This window comes from Absiella sp. AM29-15 (genome assembly GCF_003434225.1).
GTDB classification, from domain to species: domain Bacteria; phylum Bacillota_I; class Bacilli_A; order Erysipelotrichales; family Erysipelotrichaceae; genus Hoskinsella; species Hoskinsella hominis.
The window spans coordinates 65,539-80,809 of the sequence record NZ_QVFL01000019.1 but is presented as its reverse complement, the minus strand read 5'-3'; the positions used below and the strand labels follow the sequence as shown (position 1 = coordinate 80,809).

Here is a 15,271-nt window from a genome sequence, read left to right as displayed (position 1 = left end):
CTTTTTTTAACGCATGAAACCGAATGACCTCCAAGGCTTAATGTAATCTAATAACATAATTTCATCAGCTGGAATATGTCCAATGACATTCTTTCTACCATCATTAGGCATATCTTTCAAAACAATATGAAGTTCACCTTTATAACGAGAATATTCATCATTTACAATGACAACATCTCCACGTTTTAAATCTCTTGTATTTTTTGGTGGAACACTTTCTTTTGCGAATGTTACACGAGGCATTGTGCTACGTGCCATATACTCACTCATGTCACCACGTACAAAGTGTGGATGCTCAAACAGAATCTTTTCCTCTGTTGGATGAAGTTCTGCTTCATAGTCGATTTTGAAAGTTAATAGACCTGGATCAATTGTTGAAAGTGTTTTCAACTCATCTTCAGTTGCATATGCATTTGCTATTATAACATCATCTACCAGTCTTGTGGCAAATAAATGTCTAGCTTGCACATCAATTGGCAAGTCCCTGTGTATTTCCAAAGTACATAATCCTTCATTTACAGGCCAAGGACCATAAGTTCCTTCTGCCTGAGAACTAACGAATGCTGCAACTTTTACATTCAAATTTTTAATATCCTTACTGCATTTTTCAAAATGTTCATAACTGATTCCACTAAATCTCTGTGGATAGAAGTTATGGCAAGTAATAATGTTATCCAGCTTTGGATAGTGACTCATAATATTGTCTAAGTATTTCGTACCTAAACTTGCGTTAATTTCGATTTTCAAATTTTCTTTGTTATAGCTCATTAAAGCTTCCTTTAATGAATCAAATCCTTCATCTAGACGAATCCCATCCGCATGCATTTCTTTGAAAAAAGATAAATCATCATAAGAAACGCCTAATTTTTCAAATACAAATGGCGCTACGTCAAGGATGACTTCCATTCCATAACTATGAGCGTGATCAATTAATTCACGGAATTCGCGTAAAATTTCTTCACGTTCTTTTTCAACACTTAACAGACAAGTAAAAATTCTTTTGAATCCGTATTTTGCTGCAAGTGTAACATATGCCTTATCCTTTTCTAATGTCGAATGTTCTGGATATAGTGATATCCCTAATCTAGCCATGATTAGCCTCCTTTAGAGCGCTATTTCTTTTCTTCTTGCTCAGGAATAGCTTCCTCTTTATTTTCTATTTTTTCATTTTCTTTTTTTTGATCAAGTATGCTTTTCTCAATGGCACGCAACAATTTTGTTGCCTTCTTCTTAGCACCACGGTTATAGAAGAAAGACATAATCTTGAAGTTTACTGCTTTTGTTCCGGTAGCAGCATCAAATCCTTCACGATATGTTACCCCAATGTGATCAGCATCAAGTTGTTCGATTTCATAAGCGATATAATTTACACCTTGAGAACTTTCAAATTTAGCCTCATATTTTACAGGCTCCTCAAATTCTGTTATGGTTACCTTAACAGATCCTTTTCTTCCTGTTTTGTTTTTCAGGGTTTTCGTATAAGTATAACCTTTTTTAATCTGTTTTGGTCTTACATTTTTTCCTGTTGCCTGTGTAATATCATAAGCTAATGAAGTTTGTAATACTTCCCAAAATTCACTAGCACCTACATATAATTTTTCACATACTTCCATATCTATATCTCCTTATCTTTTCTTAGCCGGCTTGCTGCTTGACTTTGCATTCTTTTTGTCTTTATATACTAACACAAAACCTGCAATAGCGACAAGTACTCCAGCTAAACAAGTTGATAAAGATACTCCTGAATCTTTTGTTGTTTGCGAAAATATAATCATAATACATCCAATACTTGCTAAAAATAAACCCCAGCGTGTCATAATATCACCTTTTCTTATTGTTATCTTTCTATTGCCTTTTTATTTTACTTCAAAATTGAAATAAAATATAGATTTTTTACTGTTATTTTTTATTTATCAGTAATTTGGAAATACATAACACTTCCAATTTGAGTACCTTTGATAGCTGCTTTAGCGATAGCCATTGCTTTTGCAACATCATCTGTATTAACAGTAAATTCTAGTTTAATTCCTTTTTTTCCTTCATATTTATAAGAAATACCTTCTTCAGTAGATTTTTCTAATAAATCGATGATAAAATCCTGATTCAGTCCACAACTGATGTAAATTTTGTTTTCCATGATCAAATCTCCTTTTTCCTAACCTATTTCTTAATTTCCTTATATAAATCGATAAATTCCTGTGCTAAAATTTTGAAAGCTTCTGCGCTCATCAACTGGTCTTCTGCATGTGTTAATAATAAAGTCATCTGAGTAACTTCACCACTAGCTTCCTGCTGAATCAACTGAGCATGTGCATGATGTCCTGTTGTGAAATTTTCATTACCTTCATTAATTTTCTGTTCTGCTGCTTCAAAGTTTCCTGCTTTTGCTTCCTGAATAGCTTCGATAAATAAGCTTCTAGCCATTCCTACTGACGAAATAATCTGAAAACAAGTTAATTCTAATCCTTCCATTAATAAGTACCTCCTCTTATAAAAGCAATTAAGGAAGAAAGAACACGATCTTTCTTCCTTATTTACTTTTGTCTATATTAGTTTTTTATTCCTGAGTTGTATCCATGCGGTTTGCAACGATAACGAATGGGATCCAGCATAATGTAGCAACTACTAAGTTGATAGCAGCAATTACACCGGCCATGATGTTACCACCTGTAGCTAAGATAGCGTAAATTACTGGTGGAACTACCCAAGGAACTGTAATGAATACTGGTGGAATTAATCCAGCAGCTGTAGCACCATAAGCGATTAGAGCCAGGATAACTGGTGTAATCAACCATGGAATGAAGTAAATTGGATTTAATACGATTGGTAAACCGAAGATAACTGGTTCGTTGATGTTGAAGCATCCCATTGGGAAACTTAATTTAGCAACTGCTCTGTTATCATCACGTTTAGAGAAGATGAAGATTGCAATTAATAATGCGATTGTACATCCTGAACCACCCATCCAAATGAATGCATCGAATGATCCACGAGTCCATGTGAACATTGTTGGGATAAGATCGCTTAATGATTTTCCAGCGTCCATACCTACGTTATAGATATCTGTATTTTTGTTCAATAGAGGGATATAACCACCATCTAAGATTGGTGACAATACGTTTGGTCCATGTAAACCGAAGAACCAGAATAACTGAACTGCAAATACGATAATTACGATTGTCAATGGTCCCTGAGATAAGTTCTGGAATGGAGCCTGTAAGAATTCCATGATTAATTCTGGAAGGCCGTTTCCTGTTGTCATTGTACAAATCTGCTGAATAATACCTGCTGCATAAATTGCTGCAGTACCTGGAATAATTGCTGCGAATGCTTTAGATACAGCTGGTGGTACTTGTTCTGGCAATTTGATAGTAACTTTTTTGATCATCAGTTTTGAATAGATCATAACTGAGATTAAACCAACGATTAATGCTGTAAACAGACCTTGAGCGTTTGTCCATGCATATGGCAGGAATCCCCAACCACCTACATTATTTAATACAACAGCATTATTAGCAGCATCAGCAACTACGTCTAAGCCTAGTCCCTGTAATACTGATAATGAATCTGGTGTAACGCCTGGTAATGTATAAGCAATTCCGCTTGCACTCTGTGATAATACAGTAATGAAAGCAGCTGTAGAAACTAAACCACCTGCAAGAGGGTTAGTATCATATGATTTTGCTAATGTGTAACCAAATGAGAATGAGAATGCAATTGCAAGCATTGCAAGAGTTCCCCACCAAACACATCCATTGATTCCGATCAACCAGCTGAAAGTATCAGCGATGTGAAGATCTGGTAAGTAGTTGTTTGGTAAGTCACGGAAGAATACGTTTAATAATGTAGCGATAGCACCTGCCATTGTAACTGGCATAATCCCGATGAAACCATCACGGATTGCTACAAGGTGTCTTTGAGAACCGATTTTGGCAGCGATTGGCACAAAATGTTTCTCCATCCATGCTGTGAATTTTTCCATTTTTTCTTTCTCCTCCTAAAAATGAAATATTTTTTTACACTGTCCGACAAACTAGCCTTATTTGCCGATTAGTGACAATGCTTGTTTTAAGACTTTCTCACCGTTCATTGTTCCATAAGATGCCATATCAATGACCTGAACAGGTTTTGCGTCTTTTACTAAGTCCTTCATCTTCTTTTCTAAGAAACGAACCTGAGGCCCAAGCATAATAACGTCTGCTTTAGGTGCATTGGTTGGTGATTCTGCATCTCCGACCGCCCAAATATTTGCTTCAATGCCGTCTTTAGCAGCAGCCTCCTGCATTTTCTTTACCAACATACTTGTTGACATACCAGCAGAGCAAACTAGCAGTATATTAACCATGAGATGTCCTCCTTTCTGGTGGTCTATACCACCTCAGTACACACATATAATACACCGGATATTGAAATAATGCAAGCGTTTTCTTTAAATTTTTGTTATTTTTGTGTGATAGCTTCCCCAACGTTCTCACAAAAAGTGTTAAAAAGCCTTTAAAATAAAGGTTTTAAGCACTTCCATTTTTTTTGTTTTTTTTCAACTTTTTTGTGTTTTTCTTCTAAATTTTATGCTTTTTTTATCTATTTTAGACCATTTTACCATAACTTTTGTGGTATAAACCATGGTATGTGCGTGATTAATATGTGATTTTTTGATTTAAAAATTTAGACCATGCAATTGACATAAAAAAAGGAAGTTTTTTATTCTTCCTCTTCCTGAAATTGACTATTATATAGTTTTTCATAAAATCCTTTTTGTTCCATTAAGGACTCATGTGTCCCTTGCTCCACAATATCTCCATTTTGGATAACCAATATTAAATCAGCATTACGAATGGTGGAAAGACGATGTGCAATCACAAAGCTGGTTCTACCCTTCATAACTTTCTGCATTGCATCCTGCAGCATTTTTTCTAATCGTGTATCAACACTGCTGGTTGCTTCATCCAAAATTAAAATAGATGGATTTTTTAAAATTGCTCTGGCAATCGTCAATAATTGTTTCTCTCCCTGGGAGATGTTATTTGCTTCTTCATTGATAAAGGAATGATATCCCTCAGGTAACGTTCTGATAAAATGATCAACATTTGCCATTTTTGCTGCTTCTACAATTTCATCATTTCGTGCGTCTAATCTTCCATACCGAATATTATCATACACACTACCATTAAACAGCCAGGTATCCTGTAATACCATACCAAACATACTTCGTAATTCGCCACGTTTCATATCACGGATATCCACACCATCAATTTTGATGCTTCCGCCTTTGACATCATAAAAGCGTAGTAATAGGTTAATTAAGGTCGTTTTACCAGCACCGGTTGGTCCAACAATGGCAACCATTTGACCACTCTTTACTTCTAAGTTTAAGTCTTTCATTAATATTTCATCATTATAACCAAATTTCACATGTGAAAAGCTGACATTGCCTTTTACATTTTCTAATGTTTCCGCAGGCTGTTTCTCCGCGACTTCTTCTGGTTCATTCAACACATCCATGACACGTCCTAATGCCGCAAAGGCACTTTGTATCTGGGAGGATAGATTGCTAACCTGAGATAATGGATCATTGACCTGCCAGATATATCGTACAAAGGCCTGTAAATTTCCAACCTGAAGCCTTCCATGAATGATATCAATGGTACCAACAACAGCAACAACACCAATGGTACAATAGGTCACAAAAGAATTTAATGGTCCAATGGCACTGGATACAAACTGTGCACGACTGGCATTTTTTCTTAAATTTTCATTGATGGTTTTGAATTTATGAATGCTTTCTTCCTGTTTGTTATAAAGTAGGATTTCATTATACCCGGTATACATCTCCGTAATAGCGCCATTTAAATCTCCCAAAGCATTTTGCTGTGCCTGAAACAGTTTCTGGCTTTTTCTTACCACAAATTGCGTAATGAGCAAAGTCAATGGAATGATCATAAAAGCAATACATGCCATGGTCACATTGGTTGAAAACATCATAAACAATGCCATAAGAATGGTTAAAATACCACTTAGCACCTGTAAAACACTTTGTTGCAGTGCATTTGAAATCGCATCAATATCATTGGTGATTCGACTTAATACATCTCCATAGTGATGTGAATCGAAGTAACGTACAGGAAGTTTTCTGATTTTATTCATCATGGCACTTCTCAAATCCCGCATAGAATGCTGAATTGCATTGGTCAGCCAGATTGTACCAAATGCCTGCGAGAATGTTTTTGCTAAATAAAATCCAAACAAAATTGTCATATAACGAAGCACCTGATCAAAATGTACCTGAATGCTTGTTTTATTTTCTAAACTTGTAGTAACATCTTGCATTAACTGTGTTGTGATCTTTCCTTCATATCCTGGTGCAAGTCCCAAGGATACGGTTGTTACAACAATCATAAGGACAACACCAAACAGCTGCCATTTATATGGTGCAATGAACGGCATCAATCCTTTGATATCACGTTTTGCTTTTGATAATTTATGTTTATTCATGAGCAAGTTCCTCCTCACTTAATTGAGATAGAGCAATTTCATGATAGATTTCGCAATTTTTCAATAATTCTTTATGGGTTCCCATACCTACAATATTTCCTTCGTTTAATACGACGATTTTATCTGCATCCATAATAGAAGAAATACGCTGGGCAACCACCATAACAATTGCTTCTTTGGTTTCTTTTTTCAATTCATGACGTAAAACAGCATCCGTTTTAAAGTCCAACGCACTGAAAGAATCATCAAATATATAAATTTCAGGTTTTCTGATGATAGCACGCGCTATAGATAAACGCTGCTTCTGTCCTCCTGATACGTTGGTTGCTCCTTCTGATATTTCTTCATCAAAACCATGCTCTTTTTCCATAATAAAGTCATATGCCTGAGCAACACGTGCTGCATGTATGATTTCTTCATCACTTGCATCTTCTTTGCCAAAACAGATATTCTCTTTGATACTGCCACTAAACAAGAATGCTTTTTGTGGAATGACACCTAATTTGCTTCTTAGTTCTTTTACATCATAATCACGGATATCAATACCATCAATATAAATCGTACCTTTGCTTACATCATAGAAACGTGGAATCAGATTGATTAGCGTACTCTTTCCAGATCCTGTACTTCCGATAAAGGCTATGGTTTCTCCTTTTTTCGCTTCAAAGCTGATATCTTTTAATACCGCTTCTTCACCATCTGGATACACAAAAGTCACATGATCAAAACGAATCGTTGTTTCATTTTTCGCTTCTTTTGTTTCCGATTTTGATTTAATCAATGGGTCTACATCAAATACCTCTTCAATACGTTTGGCACTGACTTCAGCACGTGGATACATCATAAACACGGTACAAAACAACATGATACTAAACATGGCATGGAATAAGTAGTCTAAAAAGGCTACCAATTGTCCAACTTGTAAAGATCCATCCGCTATCAAATGAGCTGCGACCCAGAATATACATAAACCAGCGATATTCATCAATAAAAAGAATACCGGCTGTGTCAATGACATTAATTTAAACAGTTTCTTAGAATATCCGGTGAATTTTTCATTTGTACCTTCAAAGCGGTTTTGTTCATATGCATCATTATCAAATGCACGAATGACTCTGATCCCACTTAAATTTTCTCTTGAAATACGGTTTAATTCATCTAATGATGTCTGCTGATTTTCTGAAATCGGCTTACTAAACTTTGCGACGGCAAATACTCCTAAAATAATAAATGGTATCGTTGCCGCAATAATACCAGATAATGGCAATGACGCTCTTGCCGTCATGATAAAACTGAATATAAACATAACCGGAGTCATTAAGGCCGTTCTAAGTAATACATTGACAAACATCTGTATCTGAAATGCATCATTGTTTGTTCTTGTAATCATAGAGCTAATGCCAAATTGATTAAACTCATGTGCTGTAAATTTCTGTGCTTTTTCAAAAATATCATTTCTGATATCTCTGGTGATATTGGTAGAAATTTTTGCACAACAAAATCCCAATAATATCGTCATGGATACACCGATAATCGAAATTAGTAATATCACAAGTCCCATCTGAATTAGATAATTTTCATCACTTCGCAAAACACCCTGGTCAATCATTTCTGCAATGATTGTTGGAATACCCAGCTCCACCAGTGCGAATCCGAAAACAGATATTACATTGATAAACACCAGCAGTTTATATTTTTTCAAATAATGTAATATTAATCGCATATTATCCCTTCCCTTCTTGATTTCTTCGTGAAACTACCTTATCATAAACTATAAGGTAACCTTATAGTCAAGAGAGGATTGTGATTTTTTTGAAGAAAAATAAATATTTAACCGCAGGTGAGTTCGCTAAAATCTGTGATATACCAAAACACGTATTATTTCATTATGACGATATTGGTTTATTTCAACCAGAGTACAAAGCTGAAAATGGTTATCGTTATTACAGCTACCGTCAATATGATACGTTCTTAGTTATTATGAATTTAAAAAAGATGGGCATGTCTTTAAAAGATATCAAAGTTTTTTTAAGTAAACGGGATCCTTCTTTATTTTTATCCTTATTAGAAGATAAGTTTGAAGAAATTGATTCCTTGATTGAATATTTAAAAGGTGTAAAATCAATGATGCAATGGATGAAAGACAGTACACAGGAGGCATTATGTCATAAAGATGATCCCATCAGTATCACACATCTACCACAGCGTATTATTTTATGCAGTGATAACATGGAGAATTCCAATAATACCTCATTTGTGAATTTCATGCAGGAATATATCCAGTTTATCAAAGAGAATAATATCAATATGCAGCAAAGTGTTGGCAACATGATCAGTGTAGAGGCTATTCGCAATCAGGATTATTTAAATTTTTCTTATCTTTATGTCGATGTTGATATTGAAATCCCTGAAAAGACGAGAGTTTGTAAAGAGCGAGATTATATATGTGGATGGCACCATGGTCCTTATGATACCATTACTGATACATATGATCAAATGATGGCCTATGCGATGCAAAACAATATAAAGCTGGGTACATTTGCATATGAAGAATATCTGATTGCGGATATTGCACAGATGAATCATAATGAATATGTGACACGTATCCTTATAGAAATTGATGCATAACATAGCATATTTTACTTTTTTCTTCCATTCATGTATCATAATCGACCACTTGTGAGCATTGTATCTTCTAATTCATATTTTTTCTTATAATATATATAGAAAATGATGATATAAAACATGAGAGGACAGGTATTATGAAAAAAAATAATCAACATGAAGATTTCACAGAATTTAAAGGTATCGGCCATAAAGAAATTATACTTTTTTCTATTACATCAATGTCTACTGATTATACTGCGAATATGAATTTTCTCATTAGCAGAATGTATAAAGTCGCAAAAGCCAATGATATTGATGTTAGCATCCATATGGATAGTGCTTCTAAGATTGAAAGTCGTGGAAAAAATGCCGATATCATCTTATTGACACCAGAGCTATTCGCAATGTTAGATGAGATACAAAAGAAATTACCCGATAAAGTTGTCAAAGTTATTGACCGGAAAGATTATGGATTTTTAAATGGTGAGCATGTCTTAAAAATGGCATTATCATAAACAAAGCCGTATCATCTATTGAAAAGGTGATACGGCTTTTCTTTATTTTTTTAGTATTTGAAGAGCTTTTTCTAAACATTCTTCATCAAATACATCCGGGCATACAACACAATGTCCTGGAAAATGGGACTCCATGTTGATATCATCTAATATAACATACGCATCAATATCAGGATGTGCATGGAGATATTCTTCAATGGATGGTTCTTTAAGAAAACTGGATGCCATAGGTGCGATATCAATTACCGCATCTTTTAAGCCATGAATATGAAACATCTGTTTAAAATCTTTAATGGTATGCATAAACCGCCATGAGGATGATACAACGATATATGCGCCCGTTTCATCTACTAATTTTTTTAAACGCTTCATTGCTCCTTTATCAAAGCCTTCATAAGAAGCCAGTAAATCTTTGGCATTGGCATCTTCATAATAGCTATCTGTAGCGATCAATTTGGCTTTTACACGATCTTGATTCATTTTTAAACGACCACGATGAAAACAAGGATATAATACCCCATCAATATCCTGAAAAATAATTTTCTTCACACCTATCACCCTCTCTACCATAAGTATATCGTATTATGTTTGAAAAGTAAGTGTTTTCATAGGTAAATTTTACATATGGAAAGCTTGCTTTCCATTCTGATATATTGTATACTGGTAATGTAAAGTTAGCTTTCCATTTGAGGTGAAATATGAAAAACAGACTGGAAGAAATAAGGAAACGAAAAGGAATTAGTCAGGAAGATCTGGCAAAAGCCCTGGAAGTATCGCGTCAGACGATTGGTTCTTTAGAGAATGGACGATATAATCCCTCTATTTTACTAGCGTTTAAAATTGCCCATTATTTTCATATGCGCATAGAAGATATCTTTATTTATGAGGAGGAATGATGTATGAATCACAAAAAAATTATGATACCTATTGTTTTACTTGGAAATTTGATTTCGATTGCTATCCTTATGTTTACCTTATATATTTTTATCACAAAACCGGCTTTCTTAGAAACGATTTTTCCTGATGCTGGAAATGCACCACTTGCTTTTTTGATTATTGGAATTACCTTATTGATTGCATCTAATCGTCCATGGGGAAGACTCATTCAAAAAGATACTATGCCAAGCGAAAAACGCATTGAAAGAAATGATGAACGTAATATCCAGATTGAACAAAAATCTGATCAGTTAGCCTTTCAATTTTTGAGTTTGGCAATACTATACGCAATCTGTATTCTTAGTATTTTAGGATATCTAAATGATACTCTTAACTTGATATTTGTGGGAATTGTCACAATTTCCTTACTGATCAAATATCTATCAAAACGCTATTTTTCTAACCGCTTATAAAAAATCAACCATGACGGTTGATTTTTTTATTTAAAAACTGGCATTTTTCGTATAGCAACATAAGCTAAACCACATGCAATGATAAATACGATGATGAAATTTATCACAGGTGCTACCAAATTCACAGAACCTTGTAGTCCAAAGAAATATAATACAAAATCAAAGATAGCTGACATTACAACACCCTGCAACAAATAATGATCAATCGCTGGTATCAGTGTTACTAATGCAATTGGAAATGCAATAAATATGACGATTCTTGAAAACTTAGATAAGCGGAAATTAATGATCGTAATCAATAATGCAACTGCACCGATGATACAATAGATACCCCACAGCCATAAGAACTGCATAATCAAAGGCTGTGATCCATATAGCTGCATAAATAATGATGAATAATTCATTATACTAGAAGTTGCGATTGCCAGTATAATTTCAACAATAGAAATAATCGCTCCTACTGCAAGAAACTGACATGTATAAAGTTTGATAAGTGATTTTCGTGAATATCCATTCTGTAAGAAAAATTTAAAATCATCTAAGATGGAATATACCCCTAAAAATCCCATAAACACCATGGAATTACTTTCCATAGCTGACATATTTGTTTTTTGATTCCCTGATAAAACAAATATCACAACCATCGCCAAACGAATCGCAATCATGATACTGTAATATATACCTACTGCCTTGAAACTGGAGCATATCTGATATTTAAATGCTTGTTTTAATCTCATATTTCTCCCTCTTTCTTTGTTAATTCCACAAACAATTTTTGTAGATTTAATGGATTGATTTCCATTGTATCTTTTAATGAAGTTTTATCTACTTCCCCCATGATGTAAGCTATCTTTAATCCACCTAAGACATCGTAGCCAAGTACATGTTTCCCTTCACAATAGGTATCAATATCTTTTGCAAGTCCAGAAACACTATAACCTGCCGCAAGAATATCTTCTATCGGTTGATTCACAATCACTTTACCATTTTTTAAAATGATGATTTCTTCTATCAGATTAGCGATTTCCTCAATCAGATGAGTCGCAATCACAATGGTCTGCTGTTTTTCCATATAAGTTTCTAACAACAGCTTGTAAAACATTTCACGATGATTGGCATCCAATCCAAGTACCGGTTCATCCAGAAAAACATAAGGAACATCTAAGGACAACGCAATGATCAGTTTATAGATTGATTGATAACCCGTTGATAAATCTTTTACTTTTTTGTTGATATTTAATTCAAATTTTTTCGCAAGTTCTTTTGCTTTTTCCATGTTGAAGCAGCCATAAAATTCATCTGTCCAGTGAAACACATCTTTTACCTTCATAGATTTTGGATACATATCTTCTTCACTCATCAAATACATCTGATGCAATACTTCATCATTCTCCATTACTGGCTGATCATTTAAATAAATCACACCATCATCAGGGAAGATACGATTGGTCATAGCTTTTAATAAAGTCGATTTCCCTGCGCCATTTCTTCCCAGCAAGCCATAGATTTTACCTGCTTCAAAGTTAAGATCCACATGCTCCAATGCGTAAATATCCCCATAACGTTTTGTTATATTCGCTACATTAATTGCTTCCATTTCCATACCCTCTTTCTATCAGTCGTATAATCTCTTCATAACTCATGCCAAGCTTCTTTGCTTCTTCCACCAGACTTTCTATATATGTATCATAGAAATTTTTCTGACGTTTTTCTCTGATTTTCTGTACAGCGCCTTCTTTCACAAACATCCCCAATCCTCTCTTTTTGTATATCATGTCTTCATCAACAAGAATATTCATTCCTTTTAAAACGGTATGTGGATTGATTTTCCACATGGCTGCCATTTCATTCGTACTTGGTATCTGAGCTTCTTCTTCAAAAATACCAGTAAAAATATCATCCTCTAATCCTTCTGCAATCTGAAGGAATATTGGTTTATCACTTGCAGGATCGATTCGCATCACCATCCTCCTTTCTGTCATCGGTATGTTATTTAGTTTGTTAGTTGAGTAACTAACTTACAAACTTAGTATATATGATACATTCTCATCTGTCAATAGATTAACAAAAAAAAAGATATTCCCATTTATGAGAATACCTTACAGTTCTATTTCATTGTTATCCTTTAATATTTGTACATATTTTTCAAAACTTAATGGACAATTAAAATAAATTTTTAAAGTCTTTCTTATCTAACTTCAATTGTTTTTTCATGCAATTTATTAAATGATCATTAATATCTTGTTGATTATGGCTTGTATGCGTATTGATTGATGTTCTTTTACCATTGATATATAAAAAGTAAAAATTATGATCTTTTGGTTCTTCTTTAAACTTTTTTTTCTTTAAAGCTCCCCTTACTTGGTAAGCATTAAATACTGTCATTTCTTAACTCATTCTAAGGTATCAATTAACATATTCCTTAATTTTATAGCATCTTTAGATAATTCATCTTTGTCACATTCCACATACATTTTCCATTGAACAATTAAACTCATGGCGATATCATCCATTAATTCTTCTTCCGTTTTTCCTGAACAGAATAAATTTAATTTTTTATCATCTGCATAATAATATTCATCCTCGATATAGTAATGAATAAAATATCCTCTTTTAAATTCAAGTGCCTTATCTTTATATTTTACCTTTTTTAAGTAAAATTGGTTTTGTAATATGGCAGCTGGTTCATAGTGTTTTTTTATAGCATTCGCAGTCTTCATATAGCACCAGCTCCTTTGTTTTATAATAACATTCTTTTAACTATTTGTATAGAAAAAGATATTCCCATTTATGAGAATACCTTACAGTTCTTTTTTCTTCATGATTTTATTTGAAATAACAATGGCGATTGCTTCTATGCCTAAACTGATTGGAAGTATCAGATATGACAGATACTGGTCTAAAAATACTGTAATTCCACTCAGATCAGGCTCTCCAAATACTTTTCCAAGTAACCCGCCAATAAAACCAAGTCCAAGAAAAGTTACCAGAAATACAATTCTACCCTTTTCTGAGCCATATTTAAACATGATAATCAAAATAATGGATGCCAAGATGTTGACAATCATACTGGCAATATATGTGTATTCTAAGAAATATACAGGACTGAAGTTCACAAATTTATCAGGTGCCAGCATAGCAATTCCATTTGCGAATAAGTTACTGATGATTAAGACAATGACTAAAAATAAATTAGATATCAAAAACTTGGAAATAACCAGATCTTTACGATCAATGGGAAGTGTCAATGCAAAATTATTGAAATGCGCCATATCATCATATGCAAAGCTGCTAATGACGATAAATATTCCTAAAAAACATGTTCCAAATGCTAATAGATCCGTAGATCCATCCTGATAACCAAGAACCGCAAACAACAAAGGAATTAGAAAATAAATTTTTAAAGAACTTCCAACATTGTAGAAATCTTTTTTCATCAACCCAATCATAAACGTTCTCCTTTCACTGTAAACAACATGATATCTTCTAAGGATGCCTGATCAATAATCGCATCAGGAATTTTTCTTAGTATCATATCTTTATTTTTGACCAATACATCTAATGTAAATGAAGATTTACGATATGCCACATATTCAGCTTCCTTCAATGCTGTAAATATTTCTGGCGTTGTTTTTAAGATACCATAGCTTTCCAGTAATTCATCCTTTTGTTCACTTAAAACAATCTCACCTTTATGGATAAATGTTACATAATCTGCTACTTTTTCAATATCACTGGTGATATGAGAAGACAGGAAAATACTGTGTTCTTCATCCTGGATAAAATCCATAAAAACATCCAAAATTTCATCACGAATAATTGGATCCAGTCCACTAGTTGCTTCATCTAAAATCAATAGCTTTGGATGATGTGCAAGTGCCATTGTAATATTAAGTTTCATGCGCATTCCTTTTGAATAATCTTTGATACGTTTATCTTTAGGAAGCTGAAAATTTTGAAGTAATTCATGATAATAGGCACAATCCCATGTTTGATATACGCTGGATAATACATGCTCAATTTGCACAGGGTTCATATTTTCAGGAAAACTACTTTCTGATAAAACCACGCCGATGTCATGACGAATTGTTTTTCCATCTTTTATTGCATCTTTCCCAAATACTGTGATTTCTCCACCATCGATATGAATCATATTCAGAATCGCTTTGATGGTTGTGGTCTTACCTGCGCCATTTTCTCCAATGAATCCCATAATGACACCTTTGGGAATTGTTAAAGATAAATCTTTTATTTGAAAGCCAGGATAGCTTTTCTTCATATGTTTTATTTCCAGTATGCTTTCCATAC

Annotated in this window: 21 protein-coding genes; 4 read left to right on the top strand and 17 right to left on the bottom strand. The window is 33.9% G+C overall.

Going from position 1 to position 15,271, the window contains the following annotated elements; genetic code table 11:
- Positions 1–6: 6 nt before the first annotated feature.
- The 9 genes from DW761_RS17315 to DW761_RS17275 all read right to left on the bottom strand — a co-directional run bounded on the left by DW761_RS17315 (position 7) and on the right by DW761_RS17275 (position 8,215).
- Entirely contained in the window at positions 7–1,092 is a 1,086-nt protein-coding gene (locus DW761_RS17315; protein WP_117453925.1) for a DUF871 domain-containing protein, read from the bottom strand.
- A gap of 20 nt (positions 1,093–1,112) precedes the next feature.
- Positions 1,113–1,613 (bottom strand): DUF3284 domain-containing protein, encoded by a 501-nt coding sequence (locus tag DW761_RS17310; RefSeq protein WP_117453924.1) that lies wholly within the window; start codon positions 1,611–1,613, stop codon positions 1,113–1,115.
- A 12-nt stretch (positions 1,614–1,625) separates the two neighbouring features.
- On the bottom strand, positions 1,626–1,817 hold the full coding sequence (locus DW761_RS17305) for a hypothetical protein (protein ID WP_117518893.1): 192 nt from the start codon (positions 1,815–1,817) through the stop codon (positions 1,626–1,628).
- Between the two features lie 89 nt (positions 1,818–1,906).
- On the bottom strand, positions 1,907–2,137 hold the full coding sequence (locus DW761_RS17300) for a hypothetical protein (RefSeq protein WP_117453922.1): 231 nt from the start codon (positions 2,135–2,137) through the stop codon (positions 1,907–1,909).
- Positions 2,138–2,160: 23 nt separating this feature from the next.
- Positions 2,161–2,472, bottom strand: a complete 312-nt coding sequence (locus DW761_RS17295; protein ID WP_117453921.1) for a PTS lactose/cellobiose transporter subunit IIA — start codon at positions 2,470–2,472, stop codon at positions 2,161–2,163.
- Between the two features lie 85 nt (positions 2,473–2,557).
- Entirely contained in the window at positions 2,558–3,982 is a 1,425-nt protein-coding gene (locus DW761_RS17290) for a PTS sugar transporter subunit IIC (protein ID WP_117453920.1), read from the bottom strand.
- Between the two features lie 57 nt (positions 3,983–4,039).
- Positions 4,040–4,345 carry a PTS sugar transporter subunit IIB gene (locus DW761_RS17285; protein ID WP_117453919.1) on the bottom strand — a complete coding sequence of 102 codons (306 nt, stop codon included), beginning with the start codon at positions 4,343–4,345 and terminating at the stop codon, positions 4,040–4,042.
- A gap of 356 nt (positions 4,346–4,701) precedes the next feature.
- Positions 4,702–6,492, bottom strand: a complete 1,791-nt coding sequence (locus DW761_RS17280) for an ABC transporter ATP-binding protein (protein WP_117518892.1) — start codon at positions 6,490–6,492, stop codon at positions 4,702–4,704.
- Positions 6,485–8,215 carry an ABC transporter ATP-binding protein gene (locus DW761_RS17275; RefSeq protein WP_117453917.1) on the bottom strand — a complete coding sequence of 577 codons (1,731 nt, stop codon included), beginning with the start codon at positions 8,213–8,215 and terminating at the stop codon, positions 6,485–6,487. Before DW761_RS17275 ends, DW761_RS17280 begins: the two co-directional genes overlap by 8 nt.
- A gap of 89 nt (positions 8,216–8,304) precedes the next feature.
- Here DW761_RS17275 and DW761_RS17270 point away from each other — a divergent pair, with 89 nt between their 5' ends.
- The gene (locus tag DW761_RS17270; RefSeq protein WP_117453948.1) at positions 8,305–9,120 is read left to right on the top strand and encodes a MerR family transcriptional regulator; all 816 of its coding nucleotides are present in this window, start codon (positions 8,305–8,307) and stop codon (positions 9,118–9,120) included.
- A gap of 134 nt (positions 9,121–9,254) precedes the next feature.
- A complete protein-coding gene (locus DW761_RS17265; protein ID WP_117518891.1) occupies positions 9,255–9,614 on the top strand; it encodes a hypothetical protein in 360 nt (119 codons plus the stop codon).
- 42 nt (positions 9,615–9,656) lie between these two features.
- Here DW761_RS17265 and DW761_RS17260 read toward each other — a convergent pair whose 3' ends face one another.
- On the bottom strand, positions 9,657–10,163 hold the full coding sequence (locus DW761_RS17260; RefSeq protein WP_117518890.1) for an HAD domain-containing protein: 507 nt from the start codon (positions 10,161–10,163) through the stop codon (positions 9,657–9,659).
- 149 nt (positions 10,164–10,312) lie between these two features.
- Here DW761_RS17260 and DW761_RS17255 point away from each other — a divergent pair, with 149 nt between their 5' ends.
- Entirely contained in the window at positions 10,313–10,510 is a 198-nt protein-coding gene (locus DW761_RS17255) for a helix-turn-helix transcriptional regulator (RefSeq protein ID WP_117453914.1), read from the top strand.
- A gap of 3 nt (positions 10,511–10,513) precedes the next feature.
- Entirely contained in the window at positions 10,514–10,963 is a 450-nt protein-coding gene (locus tag DW761_RS17250) for a hypothetical protein (protein WP_117453913.1), read from the top strand.
- Positions 10,964–10,989: 26 nt separating this feature from the next.
- Here DW761_RS17250 and DW761_RS17245 read toward each other — a convergent pair whose 3' ends face one another.
- From DW761_RS17245 to DW761_RS17215, 7 genes are all read right to left on the bottom strand, one after another.
- The gene (locus DW761_RS17245) at positions 10,990–11,700 is read right to left on the bottom strand and encodes a hypothetical protein (protein ID WP_117453912.1); all 711 of its coding nucleotides are present in this window, start codon (positions 11,698–11,700) and stop codon (positions 10,990–10,992) included.
- Positions 11,697–12,560 carry an ATP-binding cassette domain-containing protein gene (locus DW761_RS17240; protein WP_117453911.1) on the bottom strand — a complete coding sequence of 288 codons (864 nt, stop codon included), beginning with the start codon at positions 12,558–12,560 and terminating at the stop codon, positions 11,697–11,699. Before DW761_RS17240 ends, DW761_RS17245 begins: the two co-directional genes overlap by 4 nt.
- A complete protein-coding gene (locus tag DW761_RS17235) occupies positions 12,547–12,924 on the bottom strand; it encodes a GntR family transcriptional regulator (RefSeq protein ID WP_117453910.1) in 378 nt (125 codons plus the stop codon). Before DW761_RS17235 ends, DW761_RS17240 begins: the two co-directional genes overlap by 14 nt.
- Before the next feature lie 202 nt (positions 12,925–13,126).
- Complete coding sequence (locus tag DW761_RS17230) at positions 13,127–13,348, bottom strand: type II toxin-antitoxin system HicA family toxin (RefSeq protein ID WP_117453909.1); 222 nt, start codon at positions 13,346–13,348, stop codon at positions 13,127–13,129.
- A gap of 8 nt (positions 13,349–13,356) precedes the next feature.
- Positions 13,357–13,683, bottom strand: a complete 327-nt coding sequence (locus DW761_RS17225) for a hypothetical protein (protein WP_117453908.1) — start codon at positions 13,681–13,683, stop codon at positions 13,357–13,359.
- A gap of 81 nt (positions 13,684–13,764) precedes the next feature.
- The gene (locus DW761_RS17220) at positions 13,765–14,412 is read right to left on the bottom strand and encodes an ABC-2 transporter permease (protein WP_117453907.1); all 648 of its coding nucleotides are present in this window, start codon (positions 14,410–14,412) and stop codon (positions 13,765–13,767) included.
- Complete coding sequence (locus DW761_RS17215; RefSeq protein ID WP_117518889.1) at positions 14,409–15,269, bottom strand: ABC transporter ATP-binding protein; 861 nt, start codon at positions 15,267–15,269, stop codon at positions 14,409–14,411. Before DW761_RS17215 ends, DW761_RS17220 begins: the two co-directional genes overlap by 4 nt.
- Positions 15,270–15,271: the final 2 nt, after the last annotated feature.

Excerpts from the sequence above, each read along its gene's own strand:
- DW761_RS17275 (WP_117453917.1), bottom strand. The coding sequence starts at position 8,215 with ATGCGATTAATATTACATTATTTGAAAAAATATAAACTGCTGGTGTTT.
- DW761_RS17310 (WP_117453924.1), bottom strand. The coding sequence starts at position 1,613 with ATGGAAGTATGTGAAAAATTATATGTAGGTGCTAGTGAATTTTGGGAA.
- DW761_RS17250 (WP_117453913.1), top strand. The coding sequence starts at position 10,514 with ATGAATCACAAAAAAATTATGATACCTATTGTTTTACTTGGAAATTTG.
- DW761_RS17300 (WP_117453922.1), bottom strand. The coding sequence starts at position 2,137 with ATGGAAAACAAAATTTACATCAGTTGTGGACTGAATCAGGATTTTATC.
- DW761_RS17315 (WP_117453925.1), bottom strand. The coding sequence starts at position 1,092 with ATGGCTAGATTAGGGATATCACTATATCCAGAACATTCGACATTAGAA.
- DW761_RS17290 (WP_117453920.1), bottom strand. The coding sequence starts at position 3,982 with ATGGAAAAATTCACAGCATGGATGGAGAAACATTTTGTGCCAATCGCT.
- DW761_RS17235 (WP_117453910.1), bottom strand. The coding sequence starts at position 12,924 with ATGCGAATCGATCCTGCAAGTGATAAACCAATATTCCTTCAGATTGCA.
- DW761_RS17265 (WP_117518891.1), top strand. The coding sequence starts at position 9,255 with ATGAAAAAAAATAATCAACATGAAGATTTCACAGAATTTAAAGGTATC.
- DW761_RS17230 (WP_117453909.1), bottom strand. The coding sequence starts at position 13,348 with ATGACAGTATTTAATGCTTACCAAGTAAGGGGAGCTTTAAAGAAAAAA.
- DW761_RS17220 (WP_117453907.1), bottom strand. The coding sequence starts at position 14,412 with ATGATTGGGTTGATGAAAAAAGATTTCTACAATGTTGGAAGTTCTTTA.
- DW761_RS17215 (WP_117518889.1), bottom strand. The coding sequence starts at position 15,269 with ATGGAAAGCATACTGGAAATAAAACATATGAAGAAAAGCTATCCTGGC.
- DW761_RS17225 (WP_117453908.1), bottom strand. The coding sequence starts at position 13,683 with ATGAAGACTGCGAATGCTATAAAAAAACACTATGAACCAGCTGCCATA.
- DW761_RS17255 (WP_117453914.1), top strand. The coding sequence starts at position 10,313 with ATGAAAAACAGACTGGAAGAAATAAGGAAACGAAAAGGAATTAGTCAG.
- DW761_RS17305 (WP_117518893.1), bottom strand. The coding sequence starts at position 1,817 with ATGACACGCTGGGGTTTATTTTTAGCAAGTATTGGATGTATTATGATT.
- DW761_RS17285 (WP_117453919.1), bottom strand. The coding sequence starts at position 4,345 with ATGGTTAATATACTGCTAGTTTGCTCTGCTGGTATGTCAACAAGTATG.
- DW761_RS17280 (WP_117518892.1), bottom strand. The coding sequence starts at position 6,492 with ATGAATAAACATAAATTATCAAAAGCAAAACGTGATATCAAAGGATTG.
- DW761_RS17240 (WP_117453911.1), bottom strand. The coding sequence starts at position 12,560 with ATGGAAGCAATTAATGTAGCGAATATAACAAAACGTTATGGGGATATT.
- DW761_RS17245 (WP_117453912.1), bottom strand. The coding sequence starts at position 11,700 with ATGAGATTAAAACAAGCATTTAAATATCAGATATGCTCCAGTTTCAAG.
- DW761_RS17295 (WP_117453921.1), bottom strand. The coding sequence starts at position 2,472 with ATGGAAGGATTAGAATTAACTTGTTTTCAGATTATTTCGTCAGTAGGA.